Annotated in this window: 22 protein-coding genes and 2 pseudogenes; 10 read left to right on the top strand and 14 right to left on the bottom strand. The window is 69.8% G+C overall.

All coding sequences use genetic code 11. From position 1 onward, the window contains the following. Window positions 1–43 precede the first annotated feature (43 nt). From OG819_RS30005 to OG819_RS29990, 4 genes are all read left to right on the top strand, one after another. Window positions 44–1,018: an SMP-30/gluconolactonase/LRE family protein gene (locus OG819_RS30005; protein ID WP_266651669.1), complete on the top strand. Its 975-nt coding sequence runs from the start codon at window positions 44–46 to the stop codon at window positions 1,016–1,018. Between the two features lie 190 nt (window positions 1,019–1,208). Next, window positions 1,209–2,036, top strand: a complete 828-nt coding sequence (locus tag OG819_RS30000; protein WP_266580440.1) for an SDR family oxidoreductase — start codon at window positions 1,209–1,211, stop codon at window positions 2,034–2,036. Then, window positions 2,033–3,265, top strand: a complete 1,233-nt coding sequence (locus tag OG819_RS29995) for an amino acid deaminase/aldolase (protein ID WP_266651667.1) — start codon at window positions 2,033–2,035, stop codon at window positions 3,263–3,265. Before OG819_RS30000 ends, OG819_RS29995 begins: the two co-directional genes overlap by 4 nt. A gap of 28 nt (window positions 3,266–3,293) precedes the next feature. Then, window positions 3,294–4,064, top strand: a complete 771-nt coding sequence (locus OG819_RS29990; RefSeq protein ID WP_266651665.1) for an SDR family NAD(P)-dependent oxidoreductase — start codon at window positions 3,294–3,296, stop codon at window positions 4,062–4,064. Between the two features lie 46 nt (window positions 4,065–4,110). Here OG819_RS29990 and OG819_RS29985 read toward each other — a convergent pair whose 3' ends face one another. The 6 genes from OG819_RS29985 to OG819_RS29960 all read right to left on the bottom strand — a co-directional run bounded on the left by OG819_RS29985 (window position 4,111) and on the right by OG819_RS29960 (window position 10,705). Further along, window positions 4,111–5,430 carry an MFS transporter gene (locus tag OG819_RS29985; RefSeq protein WP_266651663.1) on the bottom strand — a complete coding sequence of 440 codons (1,320 nt, stop codon included), beginning with the start codon at window positions 5,428–5,430 and terminating at the stop codon, window positions 4,111–4,113. A gap of 238 nt (window positions 5,431–5,668) precedes the next feature. Further along, the gene (locus tag OG819_RS29980) at window positions 5,669–6,565 is read right to left on the bottom strand and encodes a serine hydrolase (RefSeq protein ID WP_266634115.1); all 897 of its coding nucleotides are present in this window, start codon (window positions 6,563–6,565) and stop codon (window positions 5,669–5,671) included. Between the two features lie 224 nt (window positions 6,566–6,789). Then, the gene (locus tag OG819_RS29975) at window positions 6,790–7,926 is read right to left on the bottom strand and encodes a hypothetical protein (protein WP_323139387.1); all 1,137 of its coding nucleotides are present in this window, start codon (window positions 7,924–7,926) and stop codon (window positions 6,790–6,792) included. Between the two features lie 325 nt (window positions 7,927–8,251). Further along, complete coding sequence (locus OG819_RS29970) at window positions 8,252–8,947, bottom strand: TetR/AcrR family transcriptional regulator (protein ID WP_266651659.1); 696 nt, start codon at window positions 8,945–8,947, stop codon at window positions 8,252–8,254. Between the two features lie 77 nt (window positions 8,948–9,024). After that, the gene (locus OG819_RS29965; RefSeq protein WP_266622447.1) at window positions 9,025–9,894 is read right to left on the bottom strand and encodes an aldo/keto reductase family oxidoreductase; all 870 of its coding nucleotides are present in this window, start codon (window positions 9,892–9,894) and stop codon (window positions 9,025–9,027) included. A gap of 103 nt (window positions 9,895–9,997) precedes the next feature. Beyond that, the gene (locus OG819_RS29960; protein ID WP_266651657.1) at window positions 9,998–10,705 is read right to left on the bottom strand and encodes an SDR family NAD(P)-dependent oxidoreductase; all 708 of its coding nucleotides are present in this window, start codon (window positions 10,703–10,705) and stop codon (window positions 9,998–10,000) included. A 255-nt stretch (window positions 10,706–10,960) separates the two neighbouring features. Here OG819_RS29960 and OG819_RS29955 point away from each other — a divergent pair, with 255 nt between their 5' ends. Beyond that, window positions 10,961–11,725: a dienelactone hydrolase family protein gene (locus tag OG819_RS29955; RefSeq protein WP_266651655.1), complete on the top strand. Its 765-nt coding sequence runs from the start codon at window positions 10,961–10,963 to the stop codon at window positions 11,723–11,725. A 49-nt stretch (window positions 11,726–11,774) separates the two neighbouring features. On the opposite strand, the gene OG819_RS29950 is transcribed toward OG819_RS29955, so the two are convergent. The 5 genes from OG819_RS29950 to OG819_RS29930 form a co-directional block, all read right to left on the bottom strand. Then, entirely contained in the window at window positions 11,775–12,536 is a 762-nt protein-coding gene (locus tag OG819_RS29950) for a hypothetical protein (protein ID WP_266652879.1), read from the bottom strand. 483 nt (window positions 12,537–13,019) lie between these two features. Continuing rightward, a complete protein-coding gene (locus OG819_RS29945; RefSeq protein ID WP_266651653.1) occupies window positions 13,020–13,667 on the bottom strand; it encodes a hypothetical protein in 648 nt (215 codons plus the stop codon). A 415-nt stretch (window positions 13,668–14,082) separates the two neighbouring features. Then, window positions 14,083–15,615, bottom strand: a complete 1,533-nt coding sequence (locus tag OG819_RS29940; RefSeq protein WP_266622453.1) for a DEAD/DEAH box helicase — start codon at window positions 15,613–15,615, stop codon at window positions 14,083–14,085. 176 nt (window positions 15,616–15,791) lie between these two features. Beyond that, a complete protein-coding gene (locus OG819_RS29935; protein ID WP_266417336.1) occupies window positions 15,792–15,995 on the bottom strand; it encodes a cold-shock protein in 204 nt (67 codons plus the stop codon). A gap of 314 nt (window positions 15,996–16,309) precedes the next feature. Next, a complete protein-coding gene (locus OG819_RS29930; RefSeq protein ID WP_266622455.1) occupies window positions 16,310–17,497 on the bottom strand; it encodes a N(5)-(carboxyethyl)ornithine synthase in 1,188 nt (395 codons plus the stop codon). An 822-nt stretch (window positions 17,498–18,319) separates the two neighbouring features. On the opposite strand from OG819_RS29930, the gene OG819_RS29925 reads away from it, so the two are divergent. The 4 genes and pseudogenes from OG819_RS29925 to OG819_RS29910 all read left to right on the top strand — a co-directional run bounded on the left by OG819_RS29925 (window position 18,320) and on the right by OG819_RS29910 (window position 20,561). Then, window positions 18,320–18,742: a YjbQ family protein gene (locus tag OG819_RS29925; RefSeq protein ID WP_266417331.1), complete on the top strand. Its 423-nt coding sequence runs from the start codon at window positions 18,320–18,322 to the stop codon at window positions 18,740–18,742. A gap of 40 nt (window positions 18,743–18,782) precedes the next feature. Next, window positions 18,783–18,959, top strand: a pseudogene (locus tag OG819_RS29920) (ABC transporter substrate-binding protein); the annotation flags it as partial. 63 nt (window positions 18,960–19,022) lie between these two features. Then, window positions 19,023–19,246: pseudogene (locus OG819_RS29915) on the top strand (alkanesulfonate monooxygenase); the annotation flags it as partial. A gap of 217 nt (window positions 19,247–19,463) precedes the next feature. Continuing rightward, the gene (locus OG819_RS29910; protein WP_266651651.1) at window positions 19,464–20,561 is read left to right on the top strand and encodes an NAD(P)-binding domain-containing protein; all 1,098 of its coding nucleotides are present in this window, start codon (window positions 19,464–19,466) and stop codon (window positions 20,559–20,561) included. A 58-nt stretch (window positions 20,562–20,619) separates the two neighbouring features. Here the strand turns inward: OG819_RS29910 and mltG are convergent, their stop codons facing one another. Beyond that, window positions 20,620–21,522 carry an endolytic transglycosylase MltG gene (gene mltG / locus OG819_RS29905; protein ID WP_266622458.1) on the bottom strand — a complete coding sequence of 301 codons (903 nt, stop codon included), beginning with the start codon at window positions 21,520–21,522 and terminating at the stop codon, window positions 20,620–20,622. A 43-nt stretch (window positions 21,523–21,565) separates the two neighbouring features. Beyond that, window positions 21,566–23,365: an ABC transporter ATP-binding protein gene (locus OG819_RS29900; protein ID WP_266622459.1), complete on the bottom strand. Its 1,800-nt coding sequence runs from the start codon at window positions 23,363–23,365 to the stop codon at window positions 21,566–21,568. A 115-nt stretch (window positions 23,366–23,480) separates the two neighbouring features. Between OG819_RS29900 and OG819_RS29895 the strand changes: the two genes are divergently transcribed. Continuing rightward, a complete protein-coding gene (locus OG819_RS29895; protein WP_266417316.1) occupies window positions 23,481–23,936 on the top strand; it encodes a MarR family winged helix-turn-helix transcriptional regulator in 456 nt (151 codons plus the stop codon). 155 nt (window positions 23,937–24,091) lie between these two features. Here the strand turns inward: OG819_RS29895 and OG819_RS29890 are convergent, their stop codons facing one another. Then, window positions 24,092–25,504, bottom strand: coding sequence for a cation:dicarboxylase symporter family transporter (locus OG819_RS29890; protein ID WP_266651649.1), 1,413 nt, complete (start codon window positions 25,502–25,504; stop codon window positions 24,092–24,094). Window positions 25,505–25,572 lie beyond the last annotated feature (68 nt).

Raw genomic sequence — 25,572 nt, 5'->3', positions numbered from 1 at the left:
AGCGGAATCCGACGACGGGCCCCAGCCCCCTCAGGAGGCGGACTTGCGACCGAGAGCCACTGTCGTTCTGGACGGATTCGGCACGCTGGAGTCCCTGCGCTGGCACGACGACGCGCTGTGGTTCTGCGACTTCGCCCACGGGACGGTGCACCGCTGGGACACCATCGGCAAGCCCGAGACCGTACTGGAGGTCCCCGGCCGGGCCGGCGGTCTGGGCTGGCTGCCCGACGGGCGGATGCTGGTCGTCTCGATGGACGGACGCCGCGTCCACCGTCAGGAGCCGGACGGCTCCCTGGTCGTGCACACAGACCTCGGGGACATCGCCGGCGGCCCGGTCAACGACATGCTCGTCGACGGGCAGGGCCGGGCCTATGTGGGCAATTTCGGCTTCGACTACCACGGCTTCGTCCGACAGCGGCCCAACGCCATGCTCTACGCGCCGCCGGGACCACCCAGGGCCCCGCTCGCCTGCCTGTCACCGGAGGGTGAACTGCTCGGCCTGAGCGAGCCGTTGGTGTTCCCGAACGGCTGCTTCCTCATCGACGAGGGACGGACCCTGCTGGTCGCCGAGACTCTGGCGATGCGGCTCACCGCACTGCCCGTGCTGCCGGACGGACGGCTGGGTCCGCCGCGCCCCTGGGCTCCGCTGATCCCGGCCTGGCTGTGGAAGTCACTCAACCGCCCCGGGCCGCTCGGCCGGATCACCCGACGGGTCTCGTCCCTGCTGGACCACCAGGCGATCGCCGACCGCTCCGACACCCCCATCGCCCCGGACGGCATCGCGCCGGGCAAGGACGGCACGGCCTGGGTCGCCAACGCGCTGCGCGGCGAGTGCGTCCGGGTCGGCCCCGGCGGGACGATCCTGGACCGCGTCGCCACCAGTCAACGCACGCTCAGCTGCCTGGTCGCGGGCCCACGCGGCGACACCCTGTACGCCGCCACCGTCCCCACCGACGACCCGGAGCGTGCGGCACAGCTGGGCGGGGCGCGGCTGGAGGCGTACGTCCTGCCGTCGTGACGCCGGACGCGCGAACCCTCCTCCCCGACAGACCTCTCGCCCCGCTGCTCGCGGACGCGCGCACTCCATCCACGGGGTCATCCCCGGCCCGCCTCCTGGGAGTTCACATGCACGGACATCGAACGGGCGACGGCGTCCACGACACCTCGTACGACAACGGCAGCGGCCGCGCGTGCGACGGGAGGCCGCGATGAGCGTGGTCCTGGTGACCGGCGCGGCCAGTGGCATCGGCGCCGCCACCGCGCGTGAGGCGGTGCGACGCGGCCACCGGGTCGCCCTCGCCGACATCGACCTGGCCGGGGCCACCCGCCTCGCCGACGGACTCGGCCACGCCGCCTGCGCGATCCCCCTCGACATCCGGGACGGGGACGCCTGGGAGGAGGCCTTCGACGCCGTCGCGGCCCGGCTCGGCCCTGTCGAGGTTCTCGTCAACAACGCCGGGATCATCCACACGGGATACGCACGCCAGTTGTCCCTGGAACAGCACCGCCACATGGTCGAGGTCAACCTGCTCGGCCCGATGACCGGGACGCTGGCCGCGCTCCCCCGGATGCGCGCCCAGGGGCACGGGCACATCATCACCGTCTGCAGCATGAGCTCGTTCCTGCCGCTGTCCGGCTACACCACCTACGGCGCGACCAAACACGGGCTGCGCGCCTTCCACCACAGCGTGGCGATCGAGGAGCGGGGCGGACCGGTGACGTTCAGCATCATCCACCCGCCCGGCACCCGCACGCCGATGCTGGAGCAGGAGATGGCCGACCCCAGCGCGGTGATCACCTTCGCCGAGAAACCGCTCACCCCCGAGAAGGTCGCCTCGGTGATCGTCGACGCGATCGTGAAGAAGCCGGTCGAAGTCGTCCACCCCGCCATCGGCGGGCGCGTACAGCGGGTCGCCGGGGTGTTCCCCCGGCTGATGCGCTTCGCGATCCCCAAGGTGGCGGCCATGGCGAAACGCCGCAGTACGAGCATCGCCCCGGCCACGGCCGTGGTGCGCGAGCGAGGAGACAGCCGATGACCGCCGACACCGCCACCACCCCGGCCCGGTCCGCCCCCGCGGATCAGGAGCGGTTCGACCGGTTGCGCGCGGCGACCGCCGGCCTGGAGCCGCCCTTCGGCGTCATCGATCTGGACGCCTTCGACGCCAACGCCCTCGACCTCGAACGCCGCGCGGGCGGCAAACCGATCCGGCTCGCGAGCAAGTCGCTGCGGTCGCGCGCCCTGATCCGCCGGGCTCTCGCCCGCCCGGGGTTCCAGGGCATCCTCGGTTTCACGCTGCCCGAAGCACTGTGGCTGGCCGAGGAGTTCGAGGACGTCGTCGTCGGCTACCCCACCACCGACGCCACCGCGCTGCGCCGGCTGGCCGCCGACGAACGGCTCGCCTCCCGGATCACCCTGATGGTGGACTCCGTCGAGCACCTCGACCTCGTGGACGCCGCGACCGGCCCCCGGCACACCCGCGTCCGCGTCTGCCTGGAGCTGGACGCCGCCCTGCGACTGGCGGGCGGCCGGCTCCATCTCGGGCCGCGCAGGTCCCCCGTGCACACCCCGCGGGAGGCGGCCGCGTTCGCCCGTGAGGTCGCGGCCCGGCCGGGCTTCGAACTGACCGGGATCATGGGGTACGAGGGCCAGGTCGCCGGGCTCGGCGACAACCAGCCCGGTTCCCTGCTCAAGCGGGCCGTCCTGCGCGCGATGCAGCGTTCGTCCGTCGAGGAACTGAGCCACCGACGGGAGGCCGCGGTCGCCGCCGTACGTGCCGTCACCCCGCTGCGGTTCGTCAACGGCGGCGGCACCGGCAGCCTGGAGAGCACCACGCGGGAGGACGCGGTCACCGAACTCGCGGCGGGCTCCGGCCTGTACGGTCCCGGTCTCTTCGACTTCTACCGGTCCTTCCGGCCCGCCCCCGCGGCGTACTTCGTGCTGCCCGTCGTACGCCGGCCCTCCTCGAAGATCGCGACGCTCCTGGGCGGCGGATGGGTCGCGTCCGGCCCGCCCGGCAAGGACCGGCTGCCCACCCTGGCCTGGCCTCCCGGCCTGCGCGTCACCGCCACCGAGGCGGCCGGGGAGGTCCAGACCCCGCTGCTGGGCAAGCCCGCGCACGTCCTGCGCATCGGTGACCGGGTGTGGCTGCGGCACGCCAAGGCCGGTGAGCTGTGCGAGCGGGTCGGCGAACTCCACCTGGTCGGCGGCGGCGAGGTGGTCGACACCGTACCGACGTACCGGGGGGAGGGCCGGCACTTCCTGTGACGGCCCCTCCTGCGAGCAAGGTGACACCATGACGCGCATCACCGGCCGAACCGTCCTGATCGTCGGTGCCTCTTCGGGCATCGGTGCGGAGGTGGCTCGCCAACTCGCCCGGGACGGCAACCGGTTGGTGATCACGGCACGGCGCGCCCCTGAACTCGCCTCCGTGGCCGAGGAGATCCGAGCCGCCGGCAGCGCCTGCCTGGACATCGCCGCGGACGCACTGGACCCGCGGGCGGCCGCCGAAGTGGTGGGCGCCTGCGTCGCGGAGTACGGATCCGTCGACATCGCACTCCTCAACGCCGGCCAGGGACCCGACATGTCCATGGACCAGGTCACCGTGGCCGACATCGCACGGATCACGGCCCTCAACTACGACGTCGTCGTTCACTACCTCGTCCCGCTGATCGCACAGATGGACAGCCAGCGCGACGGAGGCCTGATCGCCCACACCAACTCGCTGGCCGGACTGATGGGCATCCCCCGCCAGGGCCCGTACTCGGCCGCCAAGGCCGCCGCACGCACCCTCATCGACACCGCACGCGTCGAACTGGCCCCCCGCGGCATCCGGTTCACCAGCATCCACCCGGGCTTCGTGGCAACCGACCGCGTCGGCACCGACGGCCTCCCCAAGCCCTTCGAGGTCAGCCAGGAGCGTGCGGCACGACACGTCGTACGCGCCCTGGAGAGAGAACCGTCACAGGCCTGCTTCCCCTGGACCACGACAACCCTGGTCCGCGCCCTGCGCACCCTGCCCACACCACTCTCCGCCTTGATACTCCGAAGACTGGCCTCGTTCTAGGCCCATGCCCCTCACCACCTCGCGGCGGCCCGGCTCGAGAGCCTCGTCAAGGAAGCTCGCGTCCGAGGCGGGCAAGTGGGGACAGGGCCATCAGCACGGGGGACAGCATCATGCCGGCGGCCGTCACCAGGAGGCTGGTGCGCAGCCCCCACTCCCCTGCGAGAAAGCCGCCGAGAAGCGAGCCCAGCGGGCTCGCTCCCATGCCGACGAACGTGATCGTCGCGGACACGCGGCCGTGCATCCCGTCCGGGGTGACGGCCTGCCGTACGGCCGTGACCGTGACGTTCACCAGCTGGCTGAAGGTCCCGAACACGAAGTTGACCGCGACTAGCGAGGGGATGGTCACCACGGAGGGGCCGCGCAGCGCCGGCACGCACAGCATCACGCCGTCGCCGAGCGCCGCCGCCGACACGAGCACCGCGCCGTGACCGAACCGGCTCGGGAGACGGGCGGCCAGCAGAGACCCCAGGAGCGCGCCCGGCCCCGTAGCGGCGAGTGTCAGCCCTACGGCGCCGCCCGACAGGTCCAACTCCCGTGGCAGGAAGAGCAGATAGCCGGTCATCGTCGCCGCGAAGGAGAACTGGAAAGCGGCCGAGGCCAGGCCCACGGTCCGCAGCGAGGGGTCCCCGACGACGAAGCGGAGGCCCTCGTGGATCCGGCGCCAGACCCGAGGGGCACGTTCCGAGCGCTTCGGGATCGATTCGATCCGCCGGATCCGCCGGATCGAAAGGAACGACCCCGCGAAGGACAGGGCGCAGGACGCGGCGGCGATCGGCGCCGACAGCAGGGACACCAGCGCGCCGCCCAGGGCGGGGCCGACGATCTGCGCCGCCGAGCGGCTGCCTTCGATCGCGCTGGTGGCTCGCGTCAACCGGTCGCGTTCCACCAGTCGTACGAGAGAGGCCTGGTACGCCACGTCGAAGAACACCGACAGGGCCCCGACCGTGAAGGCGACCACGAGGAGTGCCGGCAGGCCGAGCCCGCCGAGGAGTCCGGCCAGGGCGGCGGCGCCCAGCGCCAGAGCACGGCCGAGATCCGCCAGCACCATCACCGTGCGGGTCCGCCATCGGTCCACCCACGCGCCGACGAGAAGCGAGAGCAGCAGGATCGGTGCCTGCCCCACCGCACGCAGGACGCCCAGCCTGCCGGCACCAGCGTCGAGTGTCAGAACCGCGATCAGCGGAAGGATCACCAAGCTCGAGTGTTCGCCGAGTTGGGAGGCCGTCTGCCCCACCCACAGTCGGCGGAAGTCGGCGTCTCGCCAGAGGGCCGACGGGACGGGAGGCCCGGCGTCCGACGCGGAGGATGACGAGGACGAGGAGGCCGAGGAGGACGACGAGGGCGGACAGGAGGAAGCGTCCGGCATGGGAAACCCCTTGGGTCGCGCAAAACAGAGCCCGCCACCCGGCGCACGACGCGTACGCCGACGGTTCAGGTGCGGGAAGGCTCGCTGTGCCGCGCATCAAGGGCAGCACGCGATGACGGGCCGCTCAGGGCCTACGACGTCAACGCGCGCTCGTACGACCGGGCATGTCTCGACTCCTCGGAATCACACTCGTTTCCCGCACCCTAACCTCCGACTGATCGGCGCGAAAGGGGAATACCTATGCGGCAGTTGAGGTGTTCAGGTCCCGGTTGACGGCACGGGCGGCGCCCTCGACGGTCGCGACACCGTCGTCCATCGTGCGGTTGTCCTGCGAGAGCACGACCATTCCGTAGTCGTGACCGCCGCCGGTGAACACGCCGACGCTGTGCACCCGCCAGCCGTGGGTGTCGCGCGGCAGCCAGCCGTTCTTGACCTGAACGGTGGCCGTCGCGGGGGCCCCGGCCGGCGTTCCCCAGCGCTGTTCGGGGACGACCCGGTTCATGAGCCGCAGGGCGTAGGTACGCGCATGCCCGTCGAGGACGGAGTTGTCCGAGGTGAGCAGGCGGAGCAGCTTCAGCTGGTCCGCGGCCGTGACCTGGGTGTGCCCCCAGTACCCCTTGGGCCCGGGAACGGTGTCCCGCATTCCGGCCAGGGTCAGGAAGTGCTGGATGCCGGTGTGGCCGATCTGGTGCCACAGGGTGTTCGTCGCGTCGTTGTCCGACTTGGTGATCATGGCGGTGGTCAGTTCCACCTCGCGAGCGGTCAGAGCCCGGTGCTGCTCCATGGTCTGGCGCAGCAGCGCCCCCAATATCGTGACCTTGACCACGCTCGCCGAGTCGAAGGCGGCGTCGGCCCGGAAGCTGCACGAGGTCGCCGAGGTGCGGTCGTACAACGCGAGCGCCGCGGCGCGGTCCCGCCCGTGCAGGGCGCCCGCGAGGTCCTTCGAGAGCCGGGCCGCGAGCCCCGGCCGCTGAGAGGTGCACTTCACCTGGGAGCCGCCGACGGTGACGGTGGCGGTGGACGCGGCGTCGGCGGTGCTCGCCTGGGCCGGCGTGGCGGCACACAGCGCCGCGAGCGCTGTCCCCACGGCCGCGGTCGCGGCCAGTCCACGCCGCGCGCGGCGCAGTGCGTGCATTTCCGGCATGAAGGTTCCCCGCTCCGTGTCTGCGGTCACATCGGCAGCCCGCTCATGGGCACGTTCCGATTCCCGAACGACGGCGACGCTACAGGGACAGCCGAGACGCCGGAGCTCGGTAGATGTAGATATGTCTGAATTGCGAGATTTTTAGCTGTGTGACATTCATCAACCCATTCATCCCGACGGACGTCCGCAAGCCGACGCCTCATTCCTGGTGCACGTCACACCTGGGGGGACGCCTGAGAAGGAGCCTTCACCACTGTGCGCCGACGGCGCGGCACGGGCCCCAGCAGGACGTAGCCCGCCGACCCCGCGGCGAACGCCAGCCGGATCAGGCCGCAGATCCGGTCGGAGGGCACCAGCAAGGTGCTGCCGTACAGGGAGAGCAGGGCGATCCAGCTCCACCACGGCACCAGACGACGCTGTCCGACCGCGTCCCACAGCAGGGTGCCGAGCAGGATCGAGGCGCTGTAGTACGTGTAGACGCTCGGGTCTAGTGCGATGCGGGCGTCGGCGCCGAGCAGCACGACCGCGGGCCAGCGGCCTCTGAGTACCGCCAGTGTGCCGAGCCCAAGTCCCAGTAGCAGTTGGGCCGGGCGGTCCCACCAGGGCGTGGCCGGGGCCGGCACCCCCAGCCAACGCAGCGCCGAAGCTGGCTGGTTGGCGATGGTGAATCTGGCGGCGGCCGCCGAGTTGAGATGGGTGACGTAGAACGGCAGCCATGCGACGGCCACGAGGCCGACCGTCCAGAGTGCGGAGTTGCGGCGTTGCGCGGCGGGCAGGGCGAGCAGCAGAGCCGCGAACGCCAACGCCCAGGGTTTCGAGTCCACCGCGAGGGCCAGCATGATGCCCACCGTGCGTCCCTGGCCGCGCACCAGGGCACGTACGGCCAACGTGGTGAAGAACAGCGCGAGCACGTCGTCCAAGTGGGCGAAACGGACGGCGACTTCGACCCACATCGGAATGAAGGCCACCCCTGCCACCAGCACCCGCTGCTGAAGCCGGCGATGGTTGAGTCCCGTGCCGCGGTTGTGGTCGGCGGCGCTGCGGCCGACGAGAACCAGCATGTAGAGGCCGAGCGCGGACATCACCGCCTCCGCCAGCATCTCCGCCAGGTGGGGTGGCAGGGGGGCGAACAGCGCGGCCGCCAGGAAGCTCACGGGGCCGATCTGCAGCTCCGGATGGTTGGCGTAGATGGCCAGGCCGCCACCGGGCGCGGCACCGAAGAGCAGCTCACCTCCGGTTCGCAGGTAGTGCCAGGAGATCCCCCCGTGTCTCCGCACGAACAGGAACCAGAGCAACGTCCATGCCGCCAGGACGACGATATGCGGTCGTATGCCCCTGCGCTCCTGTCGCACACCCCGGGCGACGCCGCGGGCCGGCGCGCACCGGTTCCCCACTGGAAGATCCGCGCCTTCCATCAACACCCCTTGCCGTTGCCGCACCCGCGGCACAGACCACGGACGGTTCCCCGCGGGCTCCGACGCCAAGGGGCCTGCCGCCACGACAACCGCTCTCAGGTGCGAGGCACTGAAGTCGCGTTGTCCGTACCGCCGGAGACATGATGCGAGGTCCTGGTCACGGCCCTCGCCGCTTTCCCGCGCTTACGGATCAACCCTAGGCACACATGCGGGCGCGACTTGCGACACAAGGGAAACACACACCCCACTCTCACCAGCCGCGCTACTCGGTGGACGCACGCGAGGCCGCGGCGAGGACTCCGTCCAGGATGACGTCCAGAGCCCAGTCGGTGCGGGTCGGGCCGTCTCCCGACATGAGTGTGTCGCCGAGCCGGGCGACGTGGGGGTAGCGCGCCGGGTCCGCCGCGGCGATCTTCGCGGCCAGGGCGGAGAACTCGTCGACCTCCTGTGTGACGGGCTTCGGGGAGCTGTGTTCGACGGCCACGGCGGTGGGATACAGCAGCAGCAAGTCCAGGGCCCAGGCCGCTTCCCGGCCCGACACCCCGCCCTCGTCGAGGAGGCCGAGGATCGCGTCGGCCAACGCCAGGTAGTTCGGGCCGCTCGGCTGCGTGGACATCGCCATCCGGGCGATCTCCGGGTGGCGGAAGAGCACCTCGCCATAGCCGGCCAGCAGCGCCTTCAGCCGGTCCCGCCATGTCCCGGCCTCCGGTGCGGGCACCTTGACCGGCGCCAGCAGGGAGTCGAGGATCTGGGCGTGCAGGTCCCCGGTGTTGCGGACGTAGACGTAGAGCGACGCGGGCCCGGTGTCGAGGGCCGTGGCGATGCGACGCATCGTCACCTTGCCCAGGCCCTCGTCACGAAGGATCGTCAGCGCGGCGTCGATGATTCCCTGCCTGGTCAGGGCGGGCTTCGCCGGTCGTTCGCGCCGGCTGATCGGAGCGGGCTTCTCTGAGGTCATGACACAAAACGATAACGAACGCGTTCGTGTAAAACAAGTTCGTACCGTACGCCGCGAGCGAGCCGGCGCGGTGGTGCTCACACCGCGATCCCGTTCAGCTCGGCCAGCTCCTTCTCGGGAAGGACCAGGGCGGCAGCGGCGAGGTTGTCGCGCAGGTGTGCCACCGAGGAGGTGCCGGGGATGAGCAGGATGTTCGGGGAACGCTGCAGCAGCCAGGCCAGGGCGACGGCGACCGGAGTGGTCTCCAGTCGGCCCGCGACCGCGTGCAGGGTGTCCGACTGCAGCGGGGAGAAGCCGCCGACGGGGAAGTAGGGCACATAGGCGATGCCCTGTTCGGCCAGGGAGTCGATCAGGGCGTCGTCGGCGCGGTTCGCGAGGTTGTAGAAGTTCTGCACACACACCACGGGCGCGATGGACCGGGCTTCCTCGATCTGCTCGGCGGAGACGGTGCTGACACCGAGATGCCTGATCAGACCCTCCTGCTGCAGCTCCGCGAGCACGGTGAACGGTTCGGCGAGCGAACCCGGCTCGGGGGCGTCGAGCCCTCCGACCCGCAGGTTGACGACGTCGAGTGTGTCCAGGCCGAGGTTCTCGAGGTTGCTGTGCACGGCCTGGCGCAGTTCGTCGCGCGACAGCGCCTTGGGCCAGCCTCCCTCGGCGTCCCGCAGGGCTCCGACCTTGGTCACGATGTGCAGGTCTGCCGGGTAGGGGTGCAGCGCTTCCCTGATGAGCTGGTTGGTGACGTACGGGCCGTAGAAGTCGGAGGTGTCGATGTGCGTGATCCCCCGCTCGACGGCCTCGCGCAGGACGGCCAGGGCGGCGTCCCGGTCGGCGGGCGGCCCGAACACATGCGGCCCTGCGAGCTGCATGGCGCCGTAGCCCACGCGGGTCACTGTCAGGTCCTTGGCCATGGTGAACGTTCCGCCGGGAAGTGACCGCACGGTCATGTCGATGCTCCTGTTTTCTGGGGGCTGGGGATCTGGTTTTTCTGGGGGCGGGCTGGGGATCTGGTCGGAGGATGCGCGACGCGTACGTGGTGACGTACTCGGACTACCAGGGAAGGGTGCCTTCGGCGTCGAAGAAGACCCCGGTGGGACCGTCGGGGCCGATCTGCGCCGTCCGTACGATGATCTCGGCGCCCTGCTCGACGGTCTGGATGCCGGTGTTCCCGTTCAGGTCGGTCTTGGTGAAGCCGGGCTCCACCGCGTTGATCCTCATGTTCGGGAACGCCTTCGCGTACTGCACCGTGAGCATGTTGACGGTGGTCTTCGACGCCGGGTAGGCGACGCCCGGGTAGGCGTACGTCGGGGTGCCCGCTTCGCTCACCCGGGCCAGCGAGGCCAGCCCACTGCTGACGTTGACCACCACCGGGGCGGCCGAGCGCCGCAACAGCGGGAGGAACGCGTGGGTGACGCGCACCATGCCGAAGACGTTCGTCTCGAACGTCTCACGCATCATGTCGGCGGTCACGTCCGCGGCGCCGATCACGGTGTTGCCGTCGCCCCTCGCCTCGATGCCCGCGTTGTTGATCAGTACATCCAGCCCGCCCTCGGCCTCGATGGCCTTCACGGCGGCCCGCACCGAGTCGTCGTCGGTGACATCGAGTTGGACGGTCCGGGCGCCCAGCCGTTCGGCGGCCCGGAGCCCGCGTTCGGCGTCCCGGCTGCCGACGTAGACGGTGTGGCCCGCGGCGACGAGTCGGCGGGCGGTCTCGTAACCGAGACCCTTGTTCGCTCCGGTGATCAGTGTTGTCGTCATGACTCCACCCTGCGAGCGGACGACGCGCACAGCCAGTGTCCCTGCCGTCCTGGGACTGCCGGTACCAGGCTCGTCCACCTCCCGCGCCGGCCGCCGCGCCATCCCCCACAGACGGGCCCTGCCGAAACGATCGCAGCGTGGGTGCCAGACTGCACGACGGGACCCCCGTGATCAGGTGGCCGCCGGAGATACGCGGGGCACCCCGAAACACCGAGGGACACCCGAGAGACAGTCGAGACAAGAAAGAGGACACCCATGACCGGCGTACGTGAAGTGCGGGGAACCTCCGTGAACATCCCCACCCAGGACGGCTCGGCCGACGCCTATCTGGCGCACCCCGACGACAACTCCGCCCACCCCGCGGTGCTGTTCTACATGGATGCCTTCGGACTGCGGCCTCAGCTGAAGGAGATGGCCGACCGGCTCGCCGGGGCCGGCTACACCGTGTTGGTCCCCAACGTCCTCTACCGCCATGGGCCGGCACCGGTGGTGGAACTGCCCGACGTCATCGACGCGGACCGACGTCCGGCGCTGTTCGAGCAACTCATGCCGATCATCCGGAAGTTGACCCCCAACCTGGCCATGCGCGACGCCGGCGCCTATCTGTCCTGGCTGGCCGCCTGCCCGCAGGCCACCGACGGACCGGTCGGCATCACCGGCTACTGCATGGGCGCCGGCCTGGCCCTGCGCACCGCCGGTACCTACCCCGAGCGGGTCGCGGCCGCGGCCGGCTTCCACGGTGCCCGGCTGGCGACCGATGCCCCCGACAGCCCGCACCTGCTGGCCGACCGGGTCACCGCGGAGCTGTACTTCGGCCATGCCGACCAGGACGCCTCCCTGCCTCCCGAGCAGATCGAGCGCCTCGACAAGGCGTTCACCGCGGCTGGTGTCCGCCACCACACCGAGGTCTACACCGGTGCGCACCACGGCTACACCATGGCCGACACCGCCGTCTACGACGCCAAGGCCACCGAACGCCACTGGGCAGCCCTGCTCGACCTCCTCAACCGCACGCTCTGAACACGCTGTTCCACCGAGCACGCGGGCGGCCGTTCCCGGTCCGGGACCGTCAGCGCGATTGAGACCTCGGACCCCGCGTACGCCCCTCACCACTTGGCGGGAACAGCCCCTCCAGGCCACTGCGTGACCACACCGCGAAGAGCAGGGCCCCGAGGGAATGCCACAGTCTTCGGCAGCGCCCGTGCAGCATCGCCAGGACGATCGCCGAGCCCACGGCGATCAGGTGCTCACGGCCTGCCAGATTGGGTTTGACGATCGACTCCCACACCATCGAGCCGCCGGTGAGCACGAACACGATGGGGGCGCGCCGGATGACCGAGAGGTAGGTGAACAGTCCCACCACAGCGGCCGACGGTCCGGTGTCGAGCACCTGCCCGATCTCGGGCGGCAGGCCCAGCCCCCACCAGCCCGGGCCGAGCGCGATCATCACGCGGACCATAAGGGTGCCGGCCAGGGTGGTGGCGTACGCGATGACCAGTGTCCGCGCCCGGCCGAGGGCGAGTTCCGCGAGAGCGAACGCGAAGAACAGCTGGGTGATGCCCGCCCACACGGGCAGGTCCAGGGCGGGGACGTACAACGACACCGGCGTACGCAGCAGGACCAGGGGCAGCGGCAGGCAGGCCTTCACTCCGCCGACCAGCCGCACGGCCACCGCACCGGTGGGATGTTGGGCGAGCGCGTGGAAGAAGATGACCCCGAAGACGGCCACGAACGCCAACAGGAGTCCGGACAGCCCACGGCGCACGAGTTGCCGTACAGGATCCACGACGATGCCGTGCCACTCGCCGTACAGCGTGCGCACGACGAACAACGCGAGCCGGCGAAGCGCGCCGCGCGGCCGCACGCCCGCATCGTCACTCGTGTCGGCCGCCGACCGGTCGTCCCCGGACCCCTCGCCGTACGCATGACCGTCCCCGGCATCACCGCGACGCTCGTCGACCGCCCAGCCCAAGGCTCTCTCCCCCAACCCCCCACAGGACGCCTCATCGTATAGACCGACAAAGGCCGCCCTGTGGAGCCCCCGGCCGCCGTTGCGACGTGTTGTGCGCAGTGCTGATGGAGGGGCCCATGTCCGAGCACGGGGACGGGGCGAGAGCGGGCGTGCGTGCGTACCGGACTGTCCGCGGGCACCTGCTACGGGACCGAGCGGTACGTCGAGGGTCGAGGGTCGAGGGCGGGAAGGGAGGGTCGGAGTTCCTCGTCCTTCCGCCCGCATCCGGCGGAAGTGGGATCGGCTGGGTAGGAGTCACCGATCCGGTCGGCGAACACCTGCCTCTACCGGATTGTGCGGAGTTCAGTCGGCCACTGCCTCCGGCTGCGGCTCGGCGGGAGCGGGCTCCGAGGCGGCCACGGTGGTGTAGAAGACCGACGATCCCTGCTTGGTGCGGTGGGCATGGCTCTTGGCGACCAGCCCTTCGAGGGTGGTGCGCACGACCGTGGTCTTCACGCTGCGGTCGGGGTGGGCCTGCGTGAGCGCGGTAGTGATCTCGGCGGCGGAACGCGGCTCGCTCTGCTGCTCCAGGTGGCCGCGGATCAGCTCGACGAGGGTCGGCTTGGTCGCTGCCGTGGGTGCCTTCACGGCCGCGGCCTTGACTGCGGCCTTGACCGCGGGCTTGGCTGCGGGCTTCTTGGACGCCGTCTTCTTCGCGTCGGTGGCGGCCGCCTTCTTCCCCTTGCTCGGCTTGCGTTCGGCAGATGCCTGGTGAGGCACCGACGGCGCACCCGCGACATCCGCCTCGACGACGGGGTTCGGACCGCCGAGCGCCTCCTGCATGTTCACCAGCACGGTGTGATCGTGCTGCAGGGCACGCAACTGCTCCTGCAGTGCTTCGATCTCCGCACCGACACGCTCCTGCTCCTTGGCATTGCGCTCAAGGTCACCCGTCACCTGAGCGACGTACTGTGACGTCAGTTCTGTGGCGTGGGAGTTGACTTCAGACATGACACGGACCAATCACTCGCGGGACACAACTGCCACGGCCTGCAGCAGTTTAGAGATAGTACGCACGAGTGGAACGGGATGCTCCTGTCGTGCCGGCATACGCGACACATGTGCCGCACAGGAGAGCCTCATGTCCAGGTGTGGTGACCGGTGAGCACGGGCGTGACCACGTGGGGGGCGGGTCACCGCCGTCTCGAACCGCTGACCGCGCCGTCAGCTGCCTCAGCCGTGCCCTTGGGCCACCCATCCCGTCGGAGATGCGTTCGAAGCGTTCCACGTACGTCACTGGCTCACCAGTGCGTCCCGCTTACGAGTGAACCTCGGCGAGGCCGGTCCATGTGACCCGACCCGGCCCCAGCCGGCGGCCTCGCCGTTCTCGAGCATCAGCGTCGGCGGCATGCATCCCGCGCTCGGGCTACGCCCCCCGACGAACCCGAGCGGCCTTGCGGGCCTCGGCTGTCTGGCGTGCCTCGGCGGCCCGGCGGGACTCGCCACCTGCACGGCCCGGGCGGGTGCCCAGGCCACGGAAGGGGGCACCACCGCGCTCGGGGCGCTCCGTGACCGGCCGGCTGCCGCCGATGGGAACACCGGAGGGAGCCTGCGCGCCGGTGATACGGCTCAACTCCGCCTCGCCGGAGCGGACCTGGGTGACATGGGGCCTGATGCCCGCGTCGGACATCAGACGGATCACGTCGCGGCGCTGGCCGGGCAGAACGAGCGTGACGACACTGCCGGACTCACCGGCACGGGCGGTACGGCCGCCTCGGTGCAGGTAGTCCTTGTGGTCACTGGGCGGGTCGACGTTGACGACGAGGTCGAGATCGTCGACATGGATGCCGCGGGCCGCGACATTGGTCGCCACCAGGGTCGTGATGTGACCGGTCTTGAACTGTGCGAGCGTGCGCGTGCGCTGGGGCTGCGACTTGCCGCTGTGCAGCGCCGCGGCCTTCACCCCACTGCCCAGCAGGTGCCTGGTGAACTGGTCGACGGCGTGCTTGGTGTCCAGGAACATGAGCACGCGCCCGTCGCGGGCGGCGATCTCGGTGGCGGTGGCGTACTTGTCGGCACCGTGCACCTGCAGTACGTGATGCTCCATCGTGGTCACCGCACCCGCCGAGGGATCGACCGAGTGGACCACCGGGTCATGGAGATACCGACGGACCAGGAGATCGATGTTGCGGTCGAGCGTGGCCGAGAACAGCATGCGCTGACCGTCGGGGCGTACCTGGTCGAGCAGTTCGGTGACCTGGGGCATGAAGCCCATGTCCGCCATCTGGTCAGCCTCGTCCAGGACGGTGATGCTCACCCGGTCGAGACGGCAGTCGTTGCGCTCGACGAGATCCATGAGGCGGCCCGGGGTCGCGACGACGACCTCGGCCCCGGTGCGCAGCGCACCGGCCTGCCTGCCGATCGACATGCCACCAACCACGGTGGCCAGCCGCAGCTTCAACAACCGGGCGTACGGAGTGAGCGCATCGGAGACCTGCTGGGCCAACTCGCGCGTGGGTACGAGGATCAGGGCCAGCGGCTTGCGGGCTTCGGCCCGTCGTCCGGCCGTACGCACGAGGAGCGCGAGGCCGAATGCGAGCGTCTTGCCCGATCCGGTGCGCCCGCGGCCCAGGACGTCCCGTCCCGCGAGGGAGTTCGGCAGCGTGGCGGCCTGGATCGGGAACGGCTCGTTCACGCCGAGGCTGGTGAGCGTCTCCAGCAACTCGACGGGGAGGTCCAGTTCACCGAAGGTCGCCACCGCGGGGAGGGCCGGGGTGATGGTCTCCGGCAGTGCGAACTCACCCTGCGGTGCGGAGGGGCCGCGCCCGTTGCCACCTGAACGGGCGCCGGGGCGCCCCTGGCCGCCCTGCAAGCGGGATCGGGCACCCCCGCCGGAACCGGCGAAGCCGTCCTTGCGGGTCTTGGAAAAACGGTCGCCCGTACGAGCTGAGCGGTTCATGGAGAACCTTCCTCGATATGGCACGTATCGAGGAATTCTCGGCAGGAATGAGCCGAACGAATTGCAAGAACGAGCCGAATTTAAGGCCGGATGCATCCGGCCACATCAGCGCCATAAAAAAACAAGCTGGGACCCCACCATAAAAGGTGGGTCCCAGCCGTCTCATACGGTCGACGTCACGCGGGAGTGATGTTCTCCGCCTGCGGGCCCTTCTGGCCCTGGGTGACGTCGAAGTTCACCTTCTGGCCTTCGTGGAGCTCACGGAAGCCCTGGGCGGCGATGTTCGAGTAGTGAGCGAAGACGTCCGGACCGCCGCCGTCCTGCTCGATGAAACCGAAGCCCTTTTCCGCGTTGAACCACTTAACGGTGCCAGTAGCCATGTCAAATCTCCTTCGGGGCAGTACCCAGGGGCCCACACCATGTGAACCGCCGCGTCACCGTAATGAACCCCGTCCGGAAAAGCACCGGGAATACAAAAATGCCTGACGACATAAAGTCATCAAAGGCACTTGAAGTTTACGGGAACCACAACTGCAACTACTGTCAACTTTACCACGGCACGCTCATCCGGGCGCGACAAGTACCACTTTCCGCCCATGCCGCCGTGACCGCGGGCCGCGCATACTCCTGGGCGTATTCCGGCCTTCCGCGGATCCTCACTACCTCGCGAGCCATCCTCGACGGACGTGCGCCGTCAGGCCGGCTGCGCGGCGGGGCGCGGCGCAGCCGCCGGCGCCGGGACCTCGACGGGGTGGGGGTACGCGGCGGTCCTGTGCTGGAAGGAGAGGATCTTCGGGTTGCGGACGACGCCGTCGCGGATCTCGATGGCGTTCCTGACCGTGGCGTCGGCCTCCCAGGCAGCGGGGCCTCTCATGACCTTGCGCAGGTAGGGAAGGAGCGCCTCGCTGATTTCCCACGTGGCCGAGTTCCACATGTGGGACGGGCTGTGATCCACCGCGTAGTAGTGGCAGCCCGGCCCGACGGTGGGCATGGGATCGCCGAAGGTGGTCGGCCGAGCCCATGCGAAGCCCATGCCCTCGTCGCAGGCGACGTCGATGAAGAAGGTGCCCGGCCGGAACAGGGCGAGTTCCTCGTCGGTGACGAACGTCAGCGGTGCGTCGGTGTCCTGCAGGATGCAGTTGACGATGATGTCGAACCCGGCCAGGTACTCCGCCAGTGGCACGGAACCGGCCGCGGTGAACGCCCGCAGACGGGACGGATCGTCCTCCTGCTCCTCGAAGTGGCCCATCACGACCGACGGCATCGGCGAGGCCACGGCCGCCGCGGCGCGTTGGGTGAGCACCGTGACGTCGGAGACTCCCATGGCGCCCAGGCCCGTGACAGCTCCGCGCGCGGTGGCACCGAAGCTGATGACCACCGCGCGCAGGCGCCGGCCATAGCTACCGGTCAGCCCGCCGAGCTGCAGGGCGTGCAGTACCGAGCAGTAGCCTGCGAGCTCGTTGTTCTTGTGGAACACATGGACGCTGAAGGCACCCTTGGAGGTCCAGTGGTTCATGGCCTCCCAAGCGACGAGCGTCAGCCGCCGGTCGATGCCGATCTGGGTCATCTTCTCGTCCTGCACGCAGTGCGGCCATCCCCACAGCACTTGGCCCTCGCGCAGCTCGGCGATGTCGTCGTGCATCGGCTTGGGCAGCAGCAGGACATCGCACTCGGCGACGAGCTGCTCTCGGGAGCGCAGTCCTGCCACGAGCGGCCGCAGCGCGTCGTCGCCGACACCGAACCGTCGGCCGTAGCCTTGTTCGAGGAAGATCCTTTCGCGTACGTCCGGGGCGATCCGGCCGAGGTGGTCGGGGTGCAACGGCAGGCGGAACTCGTTCTCCTTGCGGGAGGAGGCGAGCACTCCCAAACTCATCAGACTCATGCGCTTCCTTGTCATTTCACTTCGGTGGTCACTGGTGTGTGAAGCGCCGACGATGTCCCGGCGTGCGCCGACCGCGTCTGCCGCTGGTCGGTGCCGCAGATGAGGCAGGTCAGTCCGGAGACCATCTCGGCGGTCGGTTCGGAGCGGCCTCGGCGGCGGCCGGAAATCGCGTCCCGTGAATACATGAGTTGCGCATGCATTTCATCAGTCATCGATCTGAGGCCCGCGCAAGGTCGTCGATCTGAGGCGCACGAGGTGCCGGAATGCCTCGGAAGGCCACCGGAACGCCTCCGAAACCAAGAGGTCCGCTATCGCGGGGCGCGGAACGGGATACGGAAAACGGCGCGACGGTACGGGCCTGGAGGCATGGGGCGGCTCATCTCCGGCCGGACTGCATGTGCTCCGGCCTTGCCGTTCCCCGAGAGCGACGCCGAAACGGATGACGGCATGCGAGGTGCGCTCGGTAAGACCACCGTACTCCCCTCCAGACCCCGCAGCGTCCACCACTCGCGCCCCCACCACCAAGCTGCGCGACAGGGAAGACGGGGCGCGGCCGCGCCGGACAACGCATCCGCGCGTCGCGGCGCCCGCAACAGCCCTCGGTTAAAGGAAGACGTCCGAGCCTTCGCCGGCAGGAACCCCGGCGTTGACAGTCAGGGGGTCGCCGACACGCGGAACGAACTGATGGACGCCGGGAACGCGGGAACGCCCCACGGGAGTATGGGAACTTGCCGCTGAGGAACTTGAGGAAACTTCCTCCCTTTCCTCCGTGACCAAGGTCCCTCCCGTACTCGGGAGGGACCTTGGCGTGAGGATGGAGTCATGGCTGACTCTTTCACTACGCGGACCATCAACGTGACGACCGGCTCCACGGAGACCGTGTACGACCTGACCGCAGCGTGCGCATCGTTCCTACGGGAAGTGGCCCCCGGCCGGGACGGCCTGCTCAATGTCTTCACGCCCCACGCGACGGCGGGCCTGGCCGTGATCGAGACCGGCGCGGGCAGTGATGACGACCTCCTGGCCGCCCTCCACCAACTCCTCCCGGCAGACGACCGCTGGCAGCATCGGCACGGCTCCCCAGGTCATGGCCGGGACCATGTACTCCCGGCCATCGTCCCGCCCCACGCGACGCTCCCCGTGATCGGTGGAGCGCTGGAGCTGGGAACCTGGCAATCCGTCGTCCTGGTGGACACGAACAGGGACAACCCCCGGCGTCAGGTCAGGTTGTCGTTCCTGGGGTGACCGCCTCCGGCGTGTCCGGGACGGGGGTGTCCGGGGACACCGGATCGCGGTCGCCGTCGACAAGCCGCTCATCTCCTCGGAGCAGCGGATCGCGGACACCTTCACCGAGCTGAAACTGATCCCGGGCAAGGTCGACTTCGCCGCCTTCGTGGACACGCGTTTCAACGGCGGCCTGCCGCCCTCCACCACCACGCCCCGCGTCTACAAGGACTCCTGATGACCGTCCATCCGCACCGGTCCCTGCCGACCGGCGGCGACGGCCGCCCCCAGGCGAACCGGCGACCGGCTGGAGATCTCGCCGAACCTGTGGGCGGGGGTGCGTCTCGTCCGGGGTGGCGCGGGTACCGCTCTCGTAGGCAGCCATGCCGAGGTCGCCGACCGGATCGAGGAGTACCACGCGCTGGGCATCGAGCAGTTCGTTCTCTCCGGGTATCCCCGCATCTCGAGGAGGCGCACTGGTTCGAGGAGGGGGTGATCCCGGATCTGGCGGCCCCGGGGCTGCTGCCGACCAGGGCGGCCGGGCGCGGCGCCCGGGTCCCGGTCCTGGTCCTGGTCCCGGTCCTGGTCCTGGTCCCGGTCCTGGTCCCGGTCCTGGTCCTGGTCCTGGTCCTGGTCCTGGTCCTGGTCGCGAGCGGACGCCGACCCGACGGGTCGGGCGTCGGGTGGCTCACAGGCGTCGCCTTTCGGGAAGATCCCGCACCCCGGCCGGGTTGGTGGAAGCGTGAACAACACCGGGGCGCAGGCGCGTGAAGTCCGCAAGGTCGATGTCGTCGTCATAGGCGCTGGGCAGGCAGGGCTGTCCAGCGCCTATCACCTGCGGCGGGGCGGTTTCGAGCCGGAGCGGGACTTCGTGGTGCTGGATCACGCACCGCGTCCGGGCGGCGCCTGGCAGTTCCGGTGGCCGTCGCTGACGTACGGCAAGGTGCACGGGATGCACTCCCTGCCAGGTATGGAACTGCAGGGCGCCGACCCGGCGCGGCCGTCCTCCGAGGTGATCGCGGAGTACTTCGACGCCTACGAGCGCACCTTCGACCTGCGGGTGCGTCGGCCGGTGGACGTGCGGGCCGTGCGGGAGGGTTCCGGCGGGCGGCTGCTGGTCGAGTCCTCCGACGGCACGTGGTCGACGCGGGCGCTGATCAATGCCACGGGCACCTGGGACCGGCCGTTCTGGCCGCGCTACCCGGGCCAGGAGACCTTCCGGGGGCGGCAGTTGCACACGGCGCAGTACCCGGGGCCCGAGGAGTTCGCCGGGCAGCGGGTCGTCGTCGTGGGCGGCGGCGCGTCCGGCACCCAGCATCTGATGGAGATCGCCCCGTACGCGGCCGCGACCACCTGGGTGACACGGCGACCGCCCGTCTTCCGTGAGGGGCCCTTCACCGAGGACGTCGGGCGCGCGGCCGTCGCGCTCGTGGAGGAACGGGTCCGCCAGGGGCTGCCGCCCAAGAGTGTCGTGTCGGTGACGGGGCTGCCGCTGAACGACGCGATCCGGCAGGCTCTGGCCGACGGTGTGCTGGACCGGCAGCCGATGTTCGACCGAATCACCCCGGACGGCGTCGCATGGGCCGACGGCCGTCACGTCGACGCGGACGTCATCCTGTGGGCGACCGGCTTCCGGGCCGCCCTCGACCATCTGACACCGCTGCGGCTGCGTGAACCGGGCGGTGGCATCCGCGTCGAGGAGACGCGCACGCTCGCCGATCCCCGGATCCATCTGGTCGGATACGGCCCTTCGGCCAGCACGATCGGCGCCAACCGGGCCGGGCGCGCGGCGGTACGGGACATCAGGCGGCTGCTGGCGGGAGTGACCGTCGGCGCCTGATGCCCCGTGGCCGGCCCAGGAGACCTCGTGGGCCGGGTCCGGCATCGGACATCCGGCTTCAGCGCGCGGCCGAGGCGGACGGCGAGCCCGGGACCGCGGTCGAGGTGGAGTTCGAGGGCGTGGTCGAGGGCGAGGCGCGCCTGCGGAGCAGGTTGAATTCGGCGACGTTCCTCTGATGTTCCTCGTAGCTGGCCGTGAACCGGGTGTCGCCCGGCTTGACCGTGACGAAGTACAGCCAGTCGCCCGGGGTGGGATTGATCGCGGCGCGCATCGCGTCCTCGCCGGGGTTGGCGATCGGTGTGGGCGGCAGCCCCATGCGCTGGTACGAGTTGTAGGGGCTCTCGAGCTTCGTGTCGTTCGTGGTCGTGCTCAGCGTGAAGCGGTTCAGCGCGTAGTTGAGCGTCGAGTCCATCTGCAGCGGCATGCCCCGCTCCAGGCGGTTGAAGATGACCCGCGCCACCTTGGCCATGTCGGGCTTGGTGGCGGCCTCGGACTGGATGATGCTCGCGATGGTGACCGCCTGATAGACGTTCATCGCGTTGCGCTGGGCGCCCGCCGTGACCGGGCTGCCCCGGAACTTCTTGTTCGCGGTGTTGACCATCTGCGCCAGCAGGGACTCGGGGGTCGCCGTCCTGTCGAGGCGGTACGTCGCCGGGTAGAGGTAGCCCTCGGGGTTGCCCTCCGCGTCGCTGGGCAACTTGAGGTTGGCCTTGGCCAGGGACTTCTTGGTGGAACCCAGGGGCAGTGCGAGAGCCTTGTCGACGGCCTCGTAGACCTGGCCAGTGCGCCAGCCCTCCGGGATGACGAGGGACGTGGGCCGCGTCTCCTCGCCCTCCATGGTCAGGGTGAGCAGCGGCACCGCCACGGCGGTGGCCGCCACGACGGCTCCGGTCGCGATGAGGGCGACCCGGCCCCGGCGCGTCAGTCGAATCGTGCTCCGTGGCGGAGTGTTCATCTGCATGCGGGCACGGTAACCCGCTCATGCTCACAAACCCGGCATATCGTCATCTTGTCGGCTCCAGTTGGGCGTCCCGGTGGACCAGTGCCGCATAGCGTCCCTCCCGCTCCAACAGCTCCTCGTGCGTGCCGCGTTCGACCGCGCGACCGGAGTCCAGGACGACGATCTGGTCGGCGCCACGGATGGTGGAGAGCCGGTGCGCGATGGTGAGCGTGGTCCGGTTGGCCGACAGGGCGTCGATGGCCTCCTGCACGGCGTGCTCCGTGCGGGTGTCCAGGGCGCTGGTCGCCTCGTCGAGGATGAGGACCGGCGGGTCCCGCAGGATCGTGCGGGCGATGGCGAGGCGCTGCTTCTCACCGCCGGAGAACCGGTGGCCGCGTTCACCCACGACCGTGTCGTACCCGTCGGGCAGCGACGCGATGTGATCGTGGATCTGGGCCGCCCTGGCCGCCGCCTGCAGCTCCTCGTCGGTGGCGTCGGGCCTGGCGAAGCGCAGGTTGTCCGCGACCGAGGCATGGAAGAGGTACGTCTCCTGGGACACGACGCCGATCGCGCGGGCGAGCGTGTCGAAGTCGAGGTCCCGTACGTCGACGCCGTCCAGCGTGACACGGCCGCCCGTGACGTCGTACAGCCGTGGCACCAGATAGCTGAGCGTGGACTTGCCGGAGCCGGTCGGACCGACGACGGCGAGACTGCCGCCCGCGGGGACGGTGATGTCGATGCCCTCGAGGATCGGGCCGCTCTTGTCGTCGTAGCGGAACTCGACGCCCTCGAAGCGGATCTCGCCCTTGACCTGGTCGAGGTGAACCGGGCGCTCCGGCTCGGTGATGTCGATGGGCAGGTCGAGGTACTCGAAGATGCGCTGGAAGAGCGCGAGCGAGGTCTGGATCTGCACGCCGGTGGACAGCAGGCTGACCGTCGGCCGGAACAGGCCCTGCTGGAGCGAGACGAAGGCGACGAGCGTGCCGATCGACACGGCCGGGCCGCCGAACTGGAGGGCCATGCCCGCCGCCCAGTAGATGACGGCCGGCATGGCGGCCATGACGATGCCGATCACGGACATGCGCCAGCGGCCCGCCATGTTCGACTTCACCTCGAGGTCGACCAGGCTGTCGGACTCGGCCTCGAACGCCTTGGTGAGCGAATCGCCGCGGCCCATGGTGCGCCCGAGCAGGATGCCGCTCACGGAGAGCGACTCCGTGACGGTGGCGGCCATCGTGGCCATCTGCTTCTGACGCTGGGTGGCTATCTTCTTGCGTTCGTTGCCGACGCGCCGGCTGATCCACACGAAGACCGGCAGCAGGAGCAGCGACACGATGGTGAGCCGCCAGTCCAGGGCGATCATCGCGATGATCGTGGCGACCACACTGGTGAGGTTGGAGACCAGCGAGGTGGCGGTGGACGTCACGGTCGCCTGCATGCCGCCGATGTCGTTGGCGATGCGGGACTGGACCTCGCCGGTGCGGGTCCGGGTGAAGAAGGCGAGCGACATGCGCTGCAGCCGGCCGTAGACGGCGGTGCGCAGGTCGTGCATGACGCGCTGACCGACGGTCGTGGAGATCAGGGTCTGCAGGACGCCGAAGATGCTGGTGACGACCGCACTGAGGATCATGCCCAGCGCGAGCAGGCTCAGCAGACCGGTGCGACCCTGGGGGATCGCGACATCCAGGGTCTCCTTCAGCAGGAAGGGGGTCGCGACGGTGACGAGCGACGCGGCGCCGACCAGCAGGCCGACGATCGCCAGGCGGCCGCGGTAGGGCCGGAACAACTTCAGGATGCGACGCACCTGCCGTGGCTGTTCATCCTCGGCGGGTGACGGGGTCCAGGTGGATCGGTCGGGACGCATGGGCTCCTACGGGAGGTGAGACGACGGTTACACAGGGCAGGGAAAGGATGACTGTCGGAGCTTAGCTCATTGTTACCTATACTCACAATGAACCGCATCCTGATATTGTTCCCGCATGACCACCCCCGATGCCGACGGCCTGCTCGCCGAGCAGTTGCTGCGGCTGACCCGCCGTGTGCACCGAATCCAGAAGCGGCATCTGGAGCAGCGCGGGCTGGGCATCACCCCGGCCCAGTCACGGCTGCTGCGCACGCTCGCGCACTACAGCTCACCGCCGCGCATGGCCGATCTCGCCGAGCGCCTGGAGGTGGTGCCCCGGGCCGTGACCACGCTGGTCGACGGCCTGGAGGCGAGCGGGAAGGTGCGCCGGGTCCCCGATCCCACCAACCGGCGGGTCATCCGGATCGAGGTCACGGACGACGGGCGCACGGCACTGCGGGAGCTGCGCGGCGCGCGCCGGTCGGCCGCGGAGGAGATCCTGGCGCCGTTGACGGACGAGCAGCGCGAGGTGCTCGGGGGGCTGCTGGACACGCTGGTGGACGGCATGCCGAGGCTCGAGCACCGCTGCTGAGGGGTTGCCGTCGGCGGACACGAGGCGCGGCGGACAACGCGACGGGCCGCGCGCTCCCACTCCGTACAGCTGGAGTGGGAGCGCGCGGCCCTTTTCCAGGCTCCAGGTCGGTGACCCGTCCCGGGGCTCCAGGTCGGTGACCCGTCCCTGGTCGGTCAACCGACCTCGGGGGTGGGCTCCTTGGTCGACCGGGCGGGGATTTCCGCCTTGGCCGACTCGGGCCCCGGTCCTTGCGTCGCAGACTCCTGCGTCCGCGGTTCGCCGTCCTCCTCCACGAACGCGATCTCGCCGTCCAGCATCTTCTTCGCCCGCTCCGTGTCAAGCGCGCCCTCCCAGCGGGACACCGCGAAGACGGCGACACAGTTGCCGAGCAGGTTGGTCGCGACGCGCATCGAGTCCATGATGCGGTCCACGCCCAGGAGGAGGGCCACGGCTCCGGCGGGAATGACCCCGAGCGAGGAGGCCGTCGCCGACAGCGCGAGGAAGGCGGAACCGGGCACGCCCGCCATGCCCTTGCTGGTCAGCATGAGCACCAGGACGACGGTGATCTGCTGGCCCAGGCTCAGATCCACCCCCACTGCCTGCGCGATGAACAGCGTGCCGATGGACAGGTAGATCGAGGCGCCGTCGAGATTGAAGGAGTAGCCGGTGGGCAGGACCAGGCCCACGGCGTCGTCGCGGCAGCCCGCCTGGCGCAGCTTCTGCATCATGCGGGGCATGACGGTCTCGCTGGAGGCGGTACCGAGTGCGAGCAGCATCTCCTCGCGGGTATAGCGGACGAACTTCCAGAGGCTGAGTCCGGTGACCGCCTTCAGGGCGACGGCGAGCAGCGCGAGGAACAGCAGCGCGACCGCGTAGCACAGAACGATCAGCTTGCCGTACGTCTTGATGACGCCGAGCCCGTACTCCCCCACCAGGTGGACCATCGCGCCGAACACCGCGAGCGGGGCCAGCTTCATGATGAAGCCGACGATCGCGAAGACGACGTCCTGGACCTGCTCGATGGCGGGCAACACCTGGGGCACCTTTGCGTTGCCGAGGTGCAGCAGCGCGGCACCCACCAGGCAGGCGAGGACGAGGACTTGGAGCAGGGAGTTCTCGGCGAAGGCCCCGACCGCGCTCTGCGGCAGCGCGTTCAGGATGAATTCGCCGGTCGACGGGAGCGAGCCGCCGCCGGTCTTGCCGTCGACGGCCGAGGCGTCGAGCTTCGAGGGGTCGGCATGCATGCCCCAGCCCGGACCGACGACGTTGGCCGCGATCAGCCCGAGGAACAGTGCGGCGGTGGACGCGACCTCGAACCAGATCAGGGCCTTGAGTCCGATCCGGCCGAAGGCCTTCAGACCACCGGCCTTGGTGATGCCGACGACCACCACACAGAACACGAGCGGTGAGATGACCGCCTTGATGAGGCGTACGAAACCGTCGCCGAGCGGCTGGAAGGTCGTGGCCGTGTCCGGCCACAACCTTCCGACGACGATTCCGAGTACGAGTGCACAGGCGACCTGCGCGAACAGTGAGGTACGCAGTATGCGTGCGACGCGTCGCGGGGACGGTACAGACGGCGGCACGGGCACTCCTCCGAGGGAACTTCTGGTATGCGGAAACTTCCTTCCGCAGCGATCACCATTGAGGAGTT

Source organism: Streptomyces sp. NBC_01549, from assembly GCF_026339955.1.
In the GTDB taxonomy this organism is placed as follows: Bacteria; Actinomycetota; Actinomycetes; order Streptomycetales; family Streptomycetaceae; genus Streptomyces.
This window is presented reverse-complemented; position numbering and strand designations above follow the sequence as displayed.

Excerpts from the sequence above, each read along its gene's own strand:
- OG819_RS29995 (WP_266651667.1), top strand. The coding sequence starts at position 2,033 with ATGACCGCCGACACCGCCACCACCCCGGCCCGGTCCGCCCCCGCGGAT.
- OG819_RS29955 (WP_266651655.1), top strand. The coding sequence starts at position 10,961 with ATGACCGGCGTACGTGAAGTGCGGGGAACCTCCGTGAACATCCCCACC.
- OG819_RS30000 (WP_266580440.1), top strand. The coding sequence starts at position 1,209 with ATGAGCGTGGTCCTGGTGACCGGCGCGGCCAGTGGCATCGGCGCCGCC.
- OG819_RS29895 (WP_266417316.1), top strand. The coding sequence starts at position 23,481 with ATGACCACCCCCGATGCCGACGGCCTGCTCGCCGAGCAGTTGCTGCGG.
- OG819_RS29960 (WP_266651657.1), bottom strand. The coding sequence starts at position 10,705 with ATGACGACAACACTGATCACCGGAGCGAACAAGGGTCTCGGTTACGAG.
- OG819_RS29990 (WP_266651665.1), top strand. The coding sequence starts at position 3,294 with ATGACGCGCATCACCGGCCGAACCGTCCTGATCGTCGGTGCCTCTTCG.
- OG819_RS29945 (WP_266651653.1), bottom strand. The coding sequence starts at position 13,667 with ATGTCTGAAGTCAACTCCCACGCCACAGAACTGACGTCACAGTACGTC.
- OG819_RS29980 (WP_266634115.1), bottom strand. The coding sequence starts at position 6,565 with ATGCACGCACTGCGCCGCGCGCGGCGTGGACTGGCCGCGACCGCGGCC.
- OG819_RS29935 (WP_266417336.1), bottom strand. The coding sequence starts at position 15,995 with ATGGCTACTGGCACCGTTAAGTGGTTCAACGCGGAAAAGGGCTTCGGT.
- OG819_RS29940 (WP_266622453.1), bottom strand. The coding sequence starts at position 15,615 with ATGAACCGCTCAGCTCGTACGGGCGACCGTTTTTCCAAGACCCGCAAG.
- OG819_RS29965 (WP_266622447.1), bottom strand. The coding sequence starts at position 9,894 with ATGACCGTGCGGTCACTTCCCGGCGGAACGTTCACCATGGCCAAGGAC.
- OG819_RS29925 (WP_266417331.1), top strand. The coding sequence starts at position 18,320 with ATGGCTGACTCTTTCACTACGCGGACCATCAACGTGACGACCGGCTCC.
- OG819_RS29985 (WP_266651663.1), bottom strand. The coding sequence starts at position 5,430 with ATGCCGGACGCTTCCTCCTGTCCGCCCTCGTCGTCCTCCTCGGCCTCC.
- OG819_RS29930 (WP_266622455.1), bottom strand. The coding sequence starts at position 17,497 with ATGAGTCTGATGAGTTTGGGAGTGCTCGCCTCCTCCCGCAAGGAGAAC.
- mltG (WP_266622458.1), bottom strand. The coding sequence starts at position 21,522 with ATGCAGATGAACACTCCGCCACGGAGCACGATTCGACTGACGCGCCGG.
- OG819_RS29900 (WP_266622459.1), bottom strand. The coding sequence starts at position 23,365 with ATGCGTCCCGACCGATCCACCTGGACCCCGTCACCCGCCGAGGATGAA.
- OG819_RS29970 (WP_266651659.1), bottom strand. The coding sequence starts at position 8,947 with ATGACCTCAGAGAAGCCCGCTCCGATCAGCCGGCGCGAACGACCGGCG.